We start from the raw sequence: 15,643 nt of genomic DNA on the forward strand, positions 1-15,643 counted from the left end.
ATGGAGCGGCTCAAGCGCTAGTACGCCAACCCCACGCGGCAGCCGACATATGCATCCTCCACTGCGACGCGGTAGGTGAACGCCGCGGTGTCGCCGACGGAGATGGACGTGCCGCCGTCCGGCAAGAAATCGCGCTCCGCGCGGAACTGACCCTGCGCCTCGCCGTCGGGCAAATACGTTGGACACACGACCGTCCAACGTAGGCCCGACGCGGCGAGCAGCGCCCACGCCTGGCGGTGCTCCTCGGCCGCGCGGGTCGAGGAGCGCCGGGTATCCGGCGCTTCAAAGCGCAGCAGACCCGGATGCTCCCGGCTCTGCAAGATGCCGGCCGTGCCGACGGTGACCACGCGGCTCACATCGGCAGCTTTCATCGCCGCGATGAGCAGGGGCGTCGCCTCGGTCAGCACCGTGCCGCCATCGGTGCCAAGGCAGCTCACGACCACGTCCACGCCGGTCATGACGCCCGAAAGATCCCCTGCGGAACAGGCGTTGCCTTGCAACAAGGTGAGCCGGTCGGAACGCAGTGATATTTTATCCATATTCCGCACGATTGCGGTTACCTCATGATCATCCTGCAGAGCGCGAGCTAGAACTCGCTGCCCGACACGGCCAGTTGCTCCTAATAGTAGTATGTGCATCATCGTACTCCTTCGATATGTCATCTGTTCTATAGTATACCAAACAATGTGGTAGAAATAGAAAGCTCCGTTGGCCATTTCAAGTGTGAGAGAGTCTCCGCATCTGTGTTCCCATGGGACTGGTTGGAGTAGCGACTTGAACCGTTGCCGCGAATCCAGCATAATAGAAGGTATTGAATTCAAATGAAGACGGAACAGAAGGGAAATTCAGGGGCATGAGAATTAATAAGTTTATCAGTGAAACTGGCGTGTGCTCCAGACGTGAGGCGGACAAATGGGTCGAAGCTAGACGCGTAACGATCAATGGTGAAATTGCCGGGCTCGGTAGCGTTGTAGGTCCTGGTGATGAAGTGAAGGTTGATGGGCGGGCAATTGGAGAGAAGAAAGAGCACGTATACATTGCGCTTAACAAGCCTGTGGGTATTACCTCAACAACCGAAGCGCATATTCGTGGGAATATCGTGGATTTTGTGGGGCATTCGGAGCGAATTTTCCCCATCGGCAGATTGGATAAAGATTCAGAAGGTCTTATCTTACTGACGAATAACGGGGATATTGTGAATCAGATTCTCCGTGCGGAGAATAATCACGATAAAGAATATATCGTAACGGTGAATCGGCCGATCACGCAGATGTTTTTGCGGGGGATGGCTAGTGGGGTGCGCATTCTAGGCACGATGACCAAGCCTTGTGAAATCGTACAAGTCAACGAACGTGTATTTCGTATCATTCTCACACAGGGACTAAATCGGCAAATTCGCAGGATGTGCGAAGCATTCGGATATCGTGTCGTGCGCCTGCAGCGTGTTCGCATCATGCATATTCAGTTGGGCGCTTTGAAGGTTGGGAAATGGCGGGATTTGACGCAAGGTGAGTTAAAGGATTTGATGCAAATGCTTAGTCAGGAGAAGTCGCAGACGAATCCCTAACTACACATGAATCACCTGATAAGGCTTGAGTATTCCGTATGGGATGCTCAAGTCTGTTTTTATGTTTAGCGGGTGAAGTAGAAATAAAAATTGGTATTTATTTCTCTTGTATTTGCAACCTTTTTCCAGCGATCACCGTCAAGTACTATATAACAGGTGGACGCGTCCAAGCATGTGAATCCACGTGTCGTATGGAGATCTACTTAAGGAGGAAGATGACGTTGAAATTATTAAAACAAGCAGGCACGATGGTACTCGCTTCGACATTGTTGCTGACGGTTGCACCGATAGGGGTATGGGCGGAAAGTGTATCTGGAACAGCTACGACCGCTATGACATCCCCTGCCTTCCCAGGGCAAGCCGATATCTCGGTGCAAGATGCCAAAATTACCAAAGAACAAGCAATTGAGTATGCCAAAGGCTACATAACACTACCTACGGATTATATTCTCCAATCCATAAGCTTAAATGGTTTCTATGGCCAGAATGGCCAGAGTATCCCGACTTGGAACATCAGCTATTCGAAGAAAGTGAAAGATCGTTTCTATGGCACGGCGAATATCGCCATCAATGGCTTGGATGGAACGTTGACGTCATACAATTTGAATGACAATGATCCAGAACATAAGCCGTCGTATCCGCCGAAGGTGGACTTTCAAGCTGCGAAAGAGCTGGCTGCATCATTTGTAGCCAAAGTAAACCCATCCAAGCAGAAGGAACTGCTGTATGATGAATCGGTAGAGAAAGCATTCCGTACCCCGCTAGACGGTAATTATCAATATAACATTCGCTATGATCGATCCGTTGGGGGAGTTCCTTTCTCCGGGAATGGACTTAATATCAACGTCAATGGTGAGGGACAGGTTACGAGCTATTGGTACAATTGGGACGATAAGGTGATTTTTGATAAGGTGAGTGCGCCGATTTCTACAGAGAAAGCAGCTCAGCTATTCCGCGAGAAGACGGAGCTGTCCCTACAGTATCTAATCCCTTATAACACGCAAGGGAAGCGTGCTCCAATCATCTCCTACTTTATGAACAGTTTTGCTTTGGATGCTGCAACAGGCGAGATTTCGCAACCAGTTCCGAGTGTAAGCGGTGACAACAAGCCTTTAACAGAGAAGCCGCTGGGAACGAAACCGACAGCTACTTTGAATTTGACGAAGGAAGAAGCAGTCAAGAAAGTATCAACAACGTTTAACCTATCTGCTGAGTACAAGCTGCAAGAAGCTTCGTATAATGAAACCAAGAACCCAGAAACGGGCGAGACTTCTTCGAGCTGGAATATGAGCTGGAACAAGGCGACGGCAGATACAACAGCATCTGGGAAGATCGTTGCAGGAAATAACGTTTGGGCATCTGTGAATAGTAAAACCGGCGTTATTACTAATTTTAATTACTACATCCCGTATAGCGGTGATAATGAGAAGCCTATCGAAGGCAAAATTTCATTAGATGATGCGATTGCGAAAAGCACGGAATTTGTCAAAGCGCAGCTTCCTGGTTCCACGGACCAACTCGTGCTGAATGTTCAGAAAGAGTATTCCCAGGACATGCTGAAGCAGATGCGTACGTGGGAAGTTAGCTATAAACGCGTTATTGACGGTGTTGCTGTGAACAATGAAGAGGTGAGGGTCAGCATTGACCGTGTAACAGGAGCCATCTCGAACTACTACGTATCCCTAAGTGATGTGGCGTATCCTGCTCAGAAACCTGAGGTGATCTCCATCGATAAGGCCAAGGATCTGTGGCTGGCCCAGTTCGATGTGAAGCTTGGCTACGTCTTGGACAGCAACGGATACACAGGCGCAATCCCAATCGAGAAATACCGCTTGATGGTGGCAGCTGGGGAAGTTCCTCCTGCAGGGGCGACGGCTAGCAAAGCGGAGTCGAAGGCGAAGCTCGTATATTCCCTTGTTCCGAAGAATGTGAATCGCGATAGTTTCCTTCTAGATGCTTCGTCAGGTCAATGGCGCAGTGCGCAATCCGGCGAGATTATCTCTTTGGATAAAGTCATTGTTAGTGATATTGATAAGCACTGGGCACAAAATGAACTTCAACTGATGCTGGATTATCAAGCATTGGATGTGAAGGACGGCAAAGTGAACCCTGACCAAACGATTAAGCGCGGTGAGTTGGTCAAAATGCTTGTTATCGCTATGAATGGCGGCAACGGCGGCATCTATTACGGGGCTGAGCGGGCTGCATCCTTTGCGGATGTCGGCAATGGCTCTAAGTATTTTGCCTATGTAGAAAATGCGGTTGATCGCGGGCTGCTTGATGTAGGGAAAGAGTTCAATCCAGAAGCTACGATGAATCGGGAAGAAATGGCGCAATTAATCGTGAAAGCGCTGGGTTATCACAGTCTGACGAAATATGACGGTGTATTTAACAAGGATTTCTTGGATGCTGGGAAGCTGGCGAATGTGGGTGACGCTGCTATCGTGGTAGGGCTGAATATTATGACGCTCAGCGATGGTAACTTTGCCCCGCAGGAAGAAGTGACGAAAGCACAGGCAGCAAGCGCGTTTTACCGCTTCTTGCAAACGAGAGCGGAATTACAAGAAAAGCCGCGGTACTACTACTAATCTATTGTGAGTCGCATAATCGCATAATGAAACGACAAAAGACCTCTCAATGCAACATTGAGAGGTCTTTATTCAGCCGTCTAGGCATTTGTGGCAACAGAGGCAAGAGAGTTAGTCTCTTTTGAAAAGAAAGAAGCACAACTGACGGTAATGTGCCTTCATATGCTCTTTCGTATAGGCTTTCTCGTTCTTGATGTGAAAATAGCCGATCGGTGACATGGAGCAAATGATTGTATGGGCTGCAAAGTCTGGCTCCGTTGGCTGATCTCGCTCAGGTCCAAGGGATTCGAGAATAAGCTCCGACAATTTATCGCGTATGAAATGGTAGATAGGAGACAAAAAGAAGTTGCCGCGTCCATCCTCGCAGTTCATATCAATCTTAGTTGACATGGCAACGATTAGCTCGGCTTTTTCTTCAATCTCATCAATCCATAAATCCAAAATACCTGCCAGCCGATCAATAGGGGCGGCCTGGTTATGTGTATCGAGATAGTTCATAATATCATCGATAAACTGCTGCGCATAATGTTGAAGGACATCAAAGCAAAGGTCTCCTTTATGCGCATATCTGCGATAGAGGGTTGCTTGTCCAATGCCTGCTGTTTTGGCAATTTGATGCATGCTGACCGATTGAACGCCATAATCATGAAAGAGTTGTTTGGCGGTTTGGAGTATTAATTGGCGATTTTCCATGGCGTCCTTGCGTTCATGACGAATGGACATCTGTAACCACCTCGTTAGATATGAATTTATTGTGTTCGTATTGACAAAGAAACGAAAGTTCTGTTAGCATCATGAATGTAAGCGGACATTTGTCCGTTTACAACGGAAGTTATTGATGCTCGTGTATGTCTGCCACTATTGTATTGTACAGGGTATACTATATACGGTCAACGATAGACAAAAGAGAGAAATTAATCGGATGGAGGGATTACATGTCTTCACAAGCAACAGCGAAAGAAACAGAAGCCCCGTTTTCAATGCGCAGCATTCTAGGGCCTCTGATAGCGATTGTCGTGGGTATTTTCATGGTTATTTTGGACGGAACAGCGGTTAACGTTGCGCTTCCAAAGCTGCAAGAAGAATTTAATTTGCTGAACTTATCACTCGTGCAATGGACGGTCATTGGTTATGCCTTAGCGCAAGCCGCGGTTATTCCACTGGCAGGTTGGTTATCGGATCGTTTCGGTGCCAAGAAGATTTTTCTAATCTCCGTAGGTCTTTTCACTATAGGCTCTGGTCTATGTGCGCTAGCGAACTCGGTTGAAATGTTGATTGCTTTCCGTATTATTCAAGGTTTAGGCGGCGGTGTTGTCGTGCCGATTGCTATGGCCTTCATTTATCGTCTATCCCCTCCGGGCAAAGTAGGGGCGGTCATGGGTATGATGGGTATTCCGATCCTGCTAGGCCCAGCTCTTGGTCCTGTCGTTGCGGGTTGGTTAGTTGAGTATCACAGCTGGCAGTGGATTTTCCTTATTAATCTGCCTATCGGTGTTATTGGTATTATTTTAGGTATTCGTACATTGCCTAATATGCAGCGTCAAAGCGTTGCTTCCCTAGATTTGCTGGGCATGTTGTTAGGGCCTCTAGCTTTCGCAGCACTTGTTTACGGCGTTTCCAACGGTGGTATTGATCCGATAACTGGGAAATCCACATGGACAGATGCTGATACATTGGTTGGTTCGGGTATTGGTGTAATCGCACTTATCCTATTCATCATTGTTGAATTGAAACAGAAGAATCCGCTTTTGGAACTTCGTGTATTCCGTTCAGGCAACTTCACGAAAGGGATTATCGTGCAATGGATTTCACAAATTGCGATGTTCGGTACGATGTTCCTAGTACCTTTATTCTTACAACAAGCACATGGATACAGCCCTTTGAAAACGGGATTGATCATGCTTCCTCAAGCTTTGGCTTCCGGATTGTTCATGCCAATCGGTGGTAAGCTGTCTGACCGTTTCGGCTCACGTCCGCTCGTCGTAGCGGGAATGTTGCTAACAACGATTTCGGCGTTCTTGCTATCCAATATTTCCGGTGATTCAGGTGTAGGCACAGTTATGCTGCCGCTGACGCTTCTGGGAGCTGGTATGGGACTATTCATGATGCCGTTGAACAATCACTTGATTCAATCGGCGCCACAGAACTTGGTTGGTCGTGTAACGTCCCTGACGAACGCGGCGCAGCAAGTTATGATGTCCTTCGCCATTGCGATCTTGATGACGATTTTCAGTACGAAATTTAAGGATTTGATGGTTGAATCAGGCGCACAAAAGCCAGACGTTGGCTTATACGCTTCTGCGTTCGGACATACGTTCCTCATTTTGCTTGGTATCGCTATTCTTGGCGGTCTGCTTGGCTTCATGCTGCAGAAGCCTAAGAAAGTGGAAGGCGATTCCGAGAATGCGGCTGAAATTCCGATGATGATCGGACACTAGTCCATAAGCATAGACGTATATAGGAGCCGCTCCTCAAGGTCAATTGACTGCGAGGGGCGGCTTTTGTTTGTAAACTCTCCTCAATATTTGCGTACAGAACGCACCACATATGTTACAATACATGTTAAAACTTATATGGAAGCTTCAACAAAGAAAGGGTGTTTGAGATGATGGTTGTATCTGGTAAAGTGGGTTTGGAAGATATTATTAGAGCCAATCATGTGCTCAGCAAGGTGATCGAACCATCGCCGTTGCAACGCAATGAGCTGCTCTCTAACCAGTATGAATGTAACGTTTACCTCAAACGTGAAGATATGCAAATTGTGCGTTCGTTCAAAATTCGCGGAGCTTACAATGTAATTCAGAGCTTAACGGAAGAGGAGCGCGCGGCGGGGGTTGTGTGTGCGAGTGCGGGCAACCACGCACAGGGTGTAGCTTATTCTTGCAAGCAGCTCGGCATTGAGGGCAAGATTTTCATGCCGACAACGACACCGCGTCAAAAAATCTCGCAAGTGAAGCTGTTCGGCGGCTCTTTCGTGGAAGTCATCCTTACGGGTGATTCCTTTGACGATTCATCAGCACAAGCAAAGGCTTACTGCCTGCAAGAGAAAAAGGTATTTATCCATCCCTTTGATGATGTGCGTACGATTGCTGGGCAAGGGACTGTTGGCTTGGAGATCATGAATCAGATGCCGGAAACGCCAGATTTCATCTTTGCCACTATTGGCGGAGGTGGACTAGCTGCCGGTGTCTCTACTTATGTGAAGAGCGTGTCGCCGCGAACGCGCATTATTGGTGCAGAACCAGAAGGTGCGGCAAGTATGACAGAAGCATTGAAGCAAGGGAACGTCGTTAAGTTGCCGTCCATTGAGAAGTTTGTTGATGGTGCTGCTGTAGCCCAGGTAGGCGAGATGACGTTCGAAATTTGCAGAGAGAAGCTAGAGGATATCGTGATTATCCCTGCCGGCAAAGAATGCACAACGATACTGGAGCTGTACAACAGCAACGCGATTGTCATTGAGCCAGCAGGAGCGCTTCCTGTTGCTGCACTGGATGCGTACCGCGAGCAAATCCGAGGCAAGAACGTTGTGTGTATCATCAGCGGTGGGAACAATGACATCGACCGGATGCAGCAAATTAAAGAGAGATCGCTTGTGTACGAAGGCTTGAAGCACTACTTTGTCTTGAATTTCCCACAACGTGCAGGAGCGCTGCGTGAATTTCTGGAGGAAGTACTTGGTCCTTCCGACGATATCACACGTTTTGAATACACGAAGAAGAATAATCGTGATGATGCGCCAGCCTTAGTGGGAATCGAGCTTAAGAATAAAGACGATTATGAAGGACTCATCGAGCGCCTATCTCGTAAAGATTACGGCTATATTGAAATCAATAAGGACCCTAAGCTATTTAACCTTCTCATTTAGAGAAGGTATTTTTTTGTATAAAAAGTGTCATAAAATTAACATGGAGCAATCTAGATTTTATTGACCACTGGTTGTATAATCAATAATTGGGGCTTAGAACCTATATTGTCGGAGAAAACAAAAAAAGCGTGTTAACTTGTGTGACATAACGAATTTTGTGAATACGAAGGCGATTTGCTTTTATGTTAGAAATCGAAGTGATACACTCAATTCAAAGCTGGCTTACATAATTTAACTGAATTTGGTCAACCTACAGTGTGGGCTTCATGGTTTCAATTAAATGATGATACGATGGGGGTAAAATCGATGAAGAAGATTTTTTCAACAGTTCTGATGGCTGTAACGGTTTCTGCACTAGTGATTTCTGGTTGTGCCAAAAAAGAAGAGACAGGTTCATCCGCATCACCAGCAGCAAGTGCAGCAGCTAGCGATAACACAGGTAAAGACTTCAAAATCGGCATGGTTACAGATATCGGTGGCGTAAACGACAAATCCTTTAACCAAAGCGCTTGGGAAGGCTTGACGCAACTGAAGAAACAAACAAGCGCTAACGTGAAAAACCTTGAAAGTAAAAGTGATGCAGACTACACGCCTAACTTGAATCAATTCGTTAAAGACGGCTATAACCTTACTTGGGGTATTGGCTTCTTAATGGGTGACGCGGTTAAAACAGTAGCAACTCAGAACCCGAACGCAAAACTTGCGATCATTGATAACGTTGTAGAAGCTCCAAACGTAGAGTCCGTTACTTTCTCCGAGCAAGAAGGTTCCTACCTTGTTGGTGTGGTAGCAGGTCTTACAACAAAAACAAATAAAATCGGTTTTGTTGGCGGTATCGACATCCCGGTTATCAAACGTTTCGAAGCTGGTTTCGTAGCTGGCGTTAAAGCGGTAAAACCTGATGCGAAGATTCAAATCAACTACACAGGCGCTTTCGACAAGCCTGATCTTGGTAAAGCAGCAGCAGCAACGATTTATAACGATGGCGCTGATATCATTTTCCACGCAGCTGGATCGACTGGTAACGGTGTATTCAACGAAGCGAAAGATCGTGCGAAAAACGGTAAAAAAGTATGGGTTATCGGTGTAGATAAAGACCAATCCATTGAGTTTGGGGATGAAGTTACATTGACGTCCATGTTGAAGCGTGTTGACTCTGCGGTACTTCGTGTATCCAAAGATGTGATCTCAGGTAAATTCCAAGGTGGTAAAGTTGTTACATTGGGTCTGAAAGACGATGGTGTAGGCCTTCCTGATACATCCAAGAAAAACGTTTCTGCTGATATCTTGAAAAAAGTAGACGAGTACAAAGCCAAAATTATTAGCGGCGAAATCAAAGTTCCTGAAAAACCATAAGCGTCAAATTGATGTGATTGGTAAGAACGATAGGTTTGCTTCTGTACAAACAAGGCTAGTTATATTAACTAGCCTTGTTCTTTAGTTTTAATGGAAAACGGGAAACAAATAATAAAAAATTGATCATTAGGGTGATCTTATGAGTGAAGCAGTCCCAGTTGTTGAACTTCGCAACATTACGAAACGGTTTCCAGGCATTGTTGCTAATGACGCCATTAGCCTGAAGTTGAAAAAAGGCGAAATTCATGCCTTGCTTGGCGAGAATGGTGCAGGTAAATCAACACTGATGAACATTGTGTTCGGTCTATATCAGCCGGACGAAGGTAGTATTCATGTACAAGGCAACGAGGTTTTTATTGATAGTCCGAATCGAGCGATTGAGCTCGGCATCGGGATGGTGCATCAACATTTCAAGTTGGTACAACCGTTTACAGTAACTGAGAATATCATTTTGGGGATGGAGCCCAAACGTGGTATGAATGTGGATATCCGAACAGCACAAGAGAAAGTACGCAAGCTATCCGAGCAATATGGTTTACGTGTGGATCCAAAAGCCAAAGTTGAAGATATTTCAGTCGGTATGCAGCAGCGTGTAGAGATATTGAAAACGCTGTATCGCGGTGCCGATATATTAATTTTTGATGAGCCTACAGCTGTATTAACGCCGCAAGAGATTAGTGAATTGATGGTCATTATGCGTAACCTTGTGAAAGAGGGCAAGTCCATTATTCTCATTACACATAAGCTGAAAGAAATTATGGAGATCGCCGATACGGTAACGATTATTCGCCGCGGTAAAGTGATTGATTCTTTGGCACGCGCCCAAGCGAATCCACAAATTCTAGCCGAGAAAATGGTCGGGCGCGATGTCTCTTTTAAAGTGAGTAAGGAAGCCGCGAAACTTGGTGAGCCTGTTCTCCAGGTTCAAGATTTGATGGTGCGTAATCAGCAAGGATTAGCTTCGCTGAAAGGACTTAATTTTGAGGTGAAGGCTGGAGAAATTCTCGGTATTGCAGGTGTAGATGGCAACGGTCAAAGCGAATTGATCGAGGCATTGACGGGCTTGCGTGCTGTGGATGGCGGTAAAGTGCTGCTCATGGGCAGCGATATTACGAATCAGACACCGCGGGAGATTTCGGAAGCAGGATTATCGCATATCCCTGAGGATCGGCATAAACACGGGTTGGTGCTTGATTTTACAATGAGTGAAAATATGGTGCTCGAAACGTATTTCCATCCTGCTTATAACAAAGGCGGCTTTCTGAACTATGATGCCATTGATAAGCATGCAGAGGCGTTGATTAAGCAGTTCGATGTGCGGACACCGAGTATTTACAACAAGGCGCGTTCCTTGTCCGGAGGTAATCAGCAAAAGGCGATTATTGCGAGGGAAATACATAAGAATCCGAACCTGTTGATCGCGGCACAGCCGACGCGTGGTTTGGATGTAGGTGCGATTGAATTCGTGCATCGGATGCTGATTGAGCAGCGGAACAAAGGGAAAGCTGTTCTGTTGATTTCTTTTGAGCTGGATGAAATTATGAATGTTTCTGATCGGATTGCCGTTATCTACGAAGGACAGATTGTGGGCGAAGTGATGCCGCAGGATACGAACGATCAGGAGATCGGTCTGCTAATGGCGGGCAGTAAGCGAACGGAGAAAGGAGCCCTTCATGAATAAAATTGTTCGCGTTTTTACAAGTGAATCAGCGGTCAATCCCCTTGTGGCGATCGTGCTGGGGCTGCTATTCGGAGCGCTTGTCATGCTGGCTGGCGGTTATAATCCGATTGCTGCGTATGGGGCATTGTTCTCGCGTATTTTGGGCAGTCCGTATGACATTGGTGAGTCAATTCGGGCGATTACGCCATTGATTCTTACAGGTTTATCCGTCGCTTTCGCATTCCGTACAGGGTTGTTCAATATTGGTGCGGAAGGGCAGTTCGTGATGGGGATGACGGGGGCTACCTTTATTGGCGTCAAAATCCATGGACTGCCGTGGATCATCCATGCTCCTCTTGCGGTTATTGTCGGTGCGTTGGTCGGCGGACTTTGGGGTGCCATTGCAGGCTATTTGAAAGCGAAGCGCGGCGTTAACGAAGTAATAACCACGATCATGTTGAACTGGATCTCTTTGTTCTTGTCCAACTATATTGTGAATGCCTTCCTTCTAGAACCGAAGCAGCAACGTTCTTATATGATTCAAGACTCAGCGTCACTCAGTATTGGTTGGTTATCGGAAGCGATGAATCATGCGAGGCTCCACTGGGGAACCTTAATTGCTATTCTGGCAGCGGTCGTCTTCTACTTGATTCTTTGGAAAACGAAGCAAGGCTACGAACTGCGTGCCGTAGGGCATAATATCGATGCCGCCAAGTATGCGGGCATGAACGTGAATAAGAACATCATTAAGGCGATGTTTATTTCCGGGGTGTTTGCTGGACTTGCTGGTGTGTTCGAGGTTCTAGGTGTATTCCATTATCAGGTTGTTGCGGCAGGTACGACAGGGTATGGGTTCGATGGTATCGCGGTATCCTTGCTCGGGGCCAACAATCCGATAGGCGTCGTGCTGGGCGCTATTTTATTTGGTGGCTTATCTTATGGTTCTGCGGGGATGAGCTTTGGTGCGGATGTGCCGCCAGAAATTATCCGTATTGTCATCGGATCGGTGATTTTCTTCGTTGCTACCCAAGGTATTGTCAAATGGGTACTGATCCCGTTCTACGGCAAACGCAAGAAAGAGAGGGCTTCCTAATATGGACCTGCTCAGTATGCTTAATGCGTTCTTCACGAAATTCAGTGAACTTATTAATACGACGCTAGTGTATTCCACGGCGCTTATCTTCGGAGCTTTAGGCGGTATTTACTCAGAGCGCTCCGGTATCGTTAATATCGGTATCGAGGGCCTGATGGTTTCAGGTGCATTCGCTTCAGCGGTTGGCACTTACTATGCGGAAGAAGCGAACATGGGCATCTGGTCCCCGTGGATTGGACTGTTGTGCGCGCTGTTATTCGCACTGATCTTCGCGTTGATTCATGCGGTTGCGACGATTTCGTTCAAAGCGAACCAAGTTATCAGCGGCGTGGTCATCAACTTCTTGGCAGCTGGCGTAACGTTGTACTTGGTGAAAGTATTGTTCAATGGTGCAGGTCAAACTGAAACCTTAAACGATGTATTCTCCAAATGGGAAATTCCGCTTCTCTCGAAGATTCCTTATATCGGCTATGCCTTCTTTACGGCCTATCCAACAACGTATATTGCGTTAATACTCGTGTTCGCAACTTGGTACGTGCTGTTCAAAACACCATTCGGCCTGCGTCTGCGTGCTGTAGGTGAGCATCCAAGTGCCGCAGATACCGTTGGGATTAAGGTGAAACGCATCCGTTATGTAGCTGTTTTAATCAGCGGTCTGCTAGCAGGACTTGGCGGGGCGACGATTACGTTAACGACAACAAGTGCGTTCTCGCATAACACGATCTCGGGTCAAGGCTTTATTGCTATGGCGGCGATGATTTTTGGTAAATGGCATCCATTTGGCGCACTGGGCGCCGCGGTATTCTTCGGAATGGCGCAAGCGCTCAACAATTTCATGCGGTTGTTCGATTTCTCTAAAGACATTCCGCAGGAATTCCTCTACATGCTGCCTTACGTACTGACAATCCTAGTATTGGCAGGAGCTGTGGGCCGCGCGAAAGCTCCATCCGCATTGGGTGAGCCGTACGATCCGGGTAAGAGATAGTTGAATGAATAAGCACCATCATGGGGGTGATCCTGTGATGGTGCTTTTTTGTGCGCATTATGTTGGTCGAGTAACACCCTCCCCGAGCACCCTGATCATCTCAAACATCCCGAATAGATTAACTGGATTTCATACAGCTAATTTAGCCCTAATTCTCGCTTTTGTTCGATTAACTGTAAAAAGCACAGCTAATTTTGATCAATGTTGATATTTGAGGCGTTTTAGGTGGAATTAACTACATATTTTCCATCTAAGTTGAATTTGGAGAGAATTACTTGAAAAATAAATGGAGTTTTTCCAGTTATTTGCTTGAGGGCATCAGAGTCGCAATAGCCAACAGGGTGTAAAGAGGAGCAGTCATGATCTGCTAATGTCGCATTTTGAAGGAAAATGTCGAAGCGAGTCTGAATTTCTAAGATACCAGTTTTTGGTGGAAACAAATTTGTGTGACCCAATATAGAGAAGCAATTAGCATGTAGGAGGAGTAAGAGAAAATGAATACGCAACGAGGAATGCATGTACAAGGGTGGGTGAAGGCTGTCTCCTTTACTTCGTTCAGAGCAAGAATGACGATTATGTTTCTAGTTATCGCGTTAGTACCGATGTTATTTAGTACCGTTTTTTCATCCTATTATTTAAAAAATGTGGTGAATGATGAAGTTCACTCCAAGGAAGAGAGTATTCTGAAAGCGAATGTTACGGCCATCGATTACTCCATCCAGCGTCAAATTTCTATTCTGAAAGAAATGCTGAAGTTTGAGGAGATCAAGAGTGGGAATGAGAAGGAAATCATCAAAACACTCCTCAAATTCGAACAAGCCAACAAAGACGTCGAACAGTACGTTTATGTAAATAAAGATGAAATGGCGCTAACCTCAGCAGGACAGAAAATTTCTGTATCCGATCGTGATTACATCAAGCAAGCCAAACAAACGAAGCAGCCGGTGAGTACGGATCTCCTCGTCAGTAAGACAAGTGGGAAAAACATCATTGTTTTATTTGTCCCGATGCTCGATGATAAGCAGAATTTTATTGGCGGCATGTTCACTCCCCTAACGACTGGTAACCTCACTGTTTACACCGATACGATTCAAATAGGCGAAACCGGATATGGCTACTTAATGTCTCCTAGTGGTGGACTGTTAACGTATCCGAGCAAAGAACTAGCAGGTAAGAATATCGCGGATGTGCTTTCGAAGTCGGAAGTAGCGAAATTGCAAGAAACGGTTTTGAAGGAAAAGAGCGGAAGATTCAATTATACAAATGATGATGGCGTGGCGAGAGAAATTAGCTTCGATACGATTCCCTCAACAGGCTGGCGCTTAATTACAAATGTGGTGGATGATGAAGTATATGGCTCCGTAACAACGGCGAATCATGTATCCATTTGGCTGGCTGTAATCACGACGATTGTTGTAGCCGCTATTGCACTACTGGTATCTTCGGCGACAACGAAACCGGTTCTGGCTATTACAGAGGCTGTGAAGAAGGCAGCGACGGGGGATTTGACTCCTCGACTTACGATCAATCGCAGTGATGAACTTGGGCAACTAGCCCTTAATATGAATCTAATGTTGGATTCGTTCTCGGATATCGTAGGCAAAGCTAGTTTGACGGCTGAGCAGCTAGGAGCATCATCGGAGGAATTAACGGCAGCTGCGACGGAGTCCGTGGGCATTTCCAATCGTATCGTCGAGTCTATGCAAGAGGTATTCAATGCGAGTGAGGGTCAACTGATGGGAGCTGAGCAAACGTCGATTGCAATGGGCGAAATGGCGGTAGGCGTTCAGCGAATTGCTGAATCTTCCTCTGTTGTGACCGAAGCTTCTCATACGTCGATGATGGAAGTACAGCAAGGGCGCATCGCTATTAATCAGGCTGTTGAACAGATGAAGTTTATTAATGAATCGGTTGGCAAATCAGCCGAAGATATGAGAGCACTCGAAGCCTACTCGCAAAAGATTGGGGAAATCGTTTCGGTCATCACCGAAATTACGAACCAAACTCAACTGCTATCGTTGAATGCTTCGATCGAGGCGGCACGTGCTGGCGAGCAAGGTCGCGGATTTGCTGTGGTAGCGAATGAAGTGAAGAAGCTTGCTGAACAGTCGTCTTCATCGGCGAAGGATATCTCTGAGTTGATTCGCGAGGTTCAATCATCGACAGTGAGAGCGGTACAAGCGATGAACAATGGCGTGAAGGACGTGGAGAAAGGATCCGAGTTGATTGATGCAGCAGGACAAGTCTTTAATCGTGTGACGGTTGCGTTCCAAGAAATCTCAGACCAAATCCAAGAGGTATCCGCAGCATCGCAGGAAATGTCAGCAGGAACAGAAGAGGTATCAGCGTCCATGAGCGAGATTGTCTATATGACAAAGGCGTCCCACGAGCATGGTCAAGGTATATCAAAAGGTTCGGAGAAACAGCTCGCTGCTATGGAAGAAATATCTGCTTCTGCAGAGGATTTAAGCCAAATGGCGCAAGAACTGCAAGAATCGCTTTCTAGATTTAAAACTCGCTGAGTGTAGG

The 15,643-nt window shown here is 46.5% G+C and carries 11 protein-coding genes; 9 read left to right on the forward strand and 2 right to left on the reverse strand.

What is annotated here, in order from left to right; genetic code table 11:
- Positions 1 to 17 precede the first annotated feature (17 nt).
- On the reverse strand, positions 18 to 662 hold the full coding sequence (locus tag HQN88_RS29915) for an NAD(P)-dependent oxidoreductase (protein WP_338118546.1): 645 nt from the start codon (positions 660 to 662) through the stop codon (positions 18 to 20).
- 191 nt (positions 663 to 853) lie between these two features.
- Between HQN88_RS29915 and rluF the strand changes: the two genes are divergently transcribed.
- Positions 854 to 1,567: a 23S rRNA pseudouridine(2604) synthase RluF gene (gene rluF, locus HQN88_RS29920; RefSeq protein WP_173119245.1), complete on the forward strand. Its 714-nt coding sequence runs from the start codon at positions 854 to 856 to the stop codon at positions 1,565 to 1,567.
- 221 nt (positions 1,568 to 1,788) lie between these two features.
- Positions 1,789 to 4,155: a YcdB/YcdC domain-containing protein gene (locus HQN88_RS29925; RefSeq protein ID WP_173119246.1), complete on the forward strand. Its 2,367-nt coding sequence runs from the start codon at positions 1,789 to 1,791 to the stop codon at positions 4,153 to 4,155.
- Positions 4,156 to 4,266: 111 nt separating this feature from the next.
- On the opposite strand, the gene HQN88_RS29930 is transcribed toward HQN88_RS29925, so the two are convergent.
- Positions 4,267 to 4,878 carry a TetR/AcrR family transcriptional regulator gene (locus HQN88_RS29930; RefSeq protein WP_173119247.1) on the reverse strand — a complete coding sequence of 204 codons (612 nt, stop codon included), beginning with the start codon at positions 4,876 to 4,878 and terminating at the stop codon, positions 4,267 to 4,269.
- Between the two features lie 212 nt (positions 4,879 to 5,090).
- Between HQN88_RS29930 and HQN88_RS29935 the strand changes: the two genes are divergently transcribed.
- From HQN88_RS29935 to HQN88_RS29965, 7 genes are all read left to right on the forward strand, one after another.
- The gene (locus HQN88_RS29935; RefSeq protein ID WP_173119248.1) at positions 5,091 to 6,593 is read left to right on the forward strand and encodes an MDR family MFS transporter; all 1,503 of its coding nucleotides are present in this window, start codon (positions 5,091 to 5,093) and stop codon (positions 6,591 to 6,593) included.
- Between the two features lie 167 nt (positions 6,594 to 6,760).
- A complete protein-coding gene (gene ilvA / locus HQN88_RS29940) occupies positions 6,761 to 8,020 on the forward strand; it encodes a threonine ammonia-lyase IlvA (RefSeq protein ID WP_246320533.1) in 1,260 nt (419 codons plus the stop codon).
- Positions 8,021 to 8,326: 306 nt separating this feature from the next.
- Complete coding sequence (locus tag HQN88_RS29945) at positions 8,327 to 9,376, forward strand: BMP family lipoprotein (RefSeq protein ID WP_173119249.1); 1,050 nt, start codon at positions 8,327 to 8,329, stop codon at positions 9,374 to 9,376.
- Between the two features lie 139 nt (positions 9,377 to 9,515).
- Positions 9,516 to 11,057 carry an ABC transporter ATP-binding protein gene (locus HQN88_RS29950; protein WP_173119250.1) on the forward strand — a complete coding sequence of 514 codons (1,542 nt, stop codon included), beginning with the start codon at positions 9,516 to 9,518 and terminating at the stop codon, positions 11,055 to 11,057.
- The gene (locus HQN88_RS29955; RefSeq protein ID WP_173119251.1) at positions 11,050 to 12,129 is read left to right on the forward strand and encodes an ABC transporter permease; all 1,080 of its coding nucleotides are present in this window, start codon (positions 11,050 to 11,052) and stop codon (positions 12,127 to 12,129) included. Before HQN88_RS29950 ends, HQN88_RS29955 begins: the two co-directional genes overlap by 8 nt.
- A 1-nt stretch (position 12,130) precedes the next feature.
- Positions 12,131 to 13,114 (forward strand): ABC transporter permease, encoded by a 984-nt coding sequence (locus tag HQN88_RS29960; RefSeq protein WP_173119252.1) that lies wholly within the window; start codon positions 12,131 to 12,133, stop codon positions 13,112 to 13,114.
- Positions 13,115 to 13,608: 494 nt separating this feature from the next.
- Positions 13,609 to 15,636 carry a methyl-accepting chemotaxis protein gene (locus HQN88_RS29965; protein ID WP_173119253.1) on the forward strand — a complete coding sequence of 676 codons (2,028 nt, stop codon included), beginning with the start codon at positions 13,609 to 13,611 and terminating at the stop codon, positions 15,634 to 15,636.
- Positions 15,637 to 15,643: the final 7 nt, after the last annotated feature.

The sequence above is a fragment of the Paenibacillus qinlingensis genome (genome assembly GCF_013204845.1).
Classification (GTDB): Bacteria; Bacillota; Bacilli; order Paenibacillales; family NBRC-103111; genus Paenibacillus_E; species Paenibacillus_E qinlingensis.